We start from the raw sequence: 1,277 nt of genomic DNA, 5'->3' as shown, positions 1-1,277 counted from the left end.
TGGAGTGAACCCCACCGGCTGGACCAGGCGATGCCGCCAAACTAAGCCGCCTTCCGGGCAAGTTGGATTTCAAATTCCTGTGGTGATCGATAGCCAATGGATGAGTGCAGCCGTTTCGAGTTGTAGACCTCTTCGATGAACCTCGGCAATCGTTCGGCTACGTCGGCAAAGCTGTCGTAGCCAGCCACATAGACGTCCTCGACCTTCAAGGTCTTCATGAAGCTCTCAGCCTGCGCATTGTGGTAGGGATTGCCGATCGCGCTCATCGAGCCGCGCAGGCCGGCCGTTTCGAGCGCTCTTCGGTAGGTTTCGGACGCATATTGGCACCCACGGTCGGTGTGGTGGATGCAGCCTGGCGGCGGTCTCCTGCTTGTCAGAGCGGAGCGCAAGGCAGCAAGCGCCAAGGGCGTGTCGAGCCGTCGGGATAAGGCATAGCCGACGACCTTGCGGCTGCAGGCATCGAGAATGACTGCGAGGTAGCAGAAGCCGGTGGCAATTCGGATGTATGTGAAATCGGCAACCCAGACCATGTCAGGCCGATCCGGGATCACATTGCGGTAGAGGTTCGGGTAGATCGGGGAATCGTGGCTGCTGTCGGTCGTGCGCACATAACGCCTGCGCGGCTTGATCCCCAAGCTTGCCGCCCTCATCACACGGGCTACGCGCTTATGGTTGACCAGGTGCCCGCGCCTGCGCAACTCGTGGGTTACCCGCCGATAGCCATAGCAGGGCAATTCGTCCTGGATGTCCTCGATGAGGGTGACGAGGTCCGCGTCCGAGAGGTTGGCCGTTTTGGTCGTCGCGCGATAGTAGAAGGTGCTTCTCGGTAGGTCGATCACTTGACAACCCCGTCTGACAGAGCAGGCCGGGGGCCGGTGACGATCAAGGATCTCTCGCTGTCGCCGGCGGTCGCCAGCCGCGGCGTTTTTTTGGCAAGGTCCAATTCCATCGTGAGTTGACCGACCTTGCGCTCGAGAGCGGCGATACGCGCCTCGTATTCAGCAATGACGCTGGCCTCAGCTTCCTCGTCATTCAGTTCGCCCCGATCGAACTGGGTCAACCACAGCTGGATGAGGTTTGCCGAGACCTCGTAGGTACGCTGGGCATCGCGGCGCCCGATGACGCCACTGCGGATGTCTTGGCAGAGCTGTAGCTTGAATTGCGTCGAGTGACGACGGTATGGACCTCGGGACTTCATGAGCCTTCTCCGTTCAAGGCCCATCGAGCGTATCAGTTTTTCACGCCCGCCTGGTCCAGCCGGTGGGGTTCACTCCAAT

General features: G+C 60.3%; 2 protein-coding genes. Both read right to left on the bottom strand.

Going from position 1 to position 1,277, the window contains the following annotated elements; translation table 11 throughout:
* Positions 1-41: 41 nt before the first annotated feature.
* Positions 42-890, bottom strand: a complete 849-nt coding sequence (locus CKW40_RS42215; protein ID WP_244571570.1) for an IS3 family transposase — start codon at positions 888-890, stop codon at positions 42-44.
* Positions 836-1,198: a transposase gene (locus CKW40_RS45275; protein WP_095205382.1), complete on the bottom strand. Its 363-nt coding sequence runs from the start codon at positions 1,196-1,198 to the stop codon at positions 836-838. The genes CKW40_RS42215 and CKW40_RS45275 overlap by 55 nt, the downstream gene beginning before the upstream one ends.
* Positions 1,199-1,277 lie beyond the last annotated feature (79 nt).

The sequence above is a fragment of the Mesorhizobium carmichaelinearum genome, assembly GCF_900199455.1.
In the GTDB taxonomy this organism is placed as follows: Bacteria; Pseudomonadota; Alphaproteobacteria; order Rhizobiales; family Rhizobiaceae; genus Mesorhizobium; species Mesorhizobium carmichaelinearum.
The sequence above is the reverse complement of the archived record's forward strand: the minus strand, read 5'-3'. Positions and strand labels throughout refer to the sequence as shown.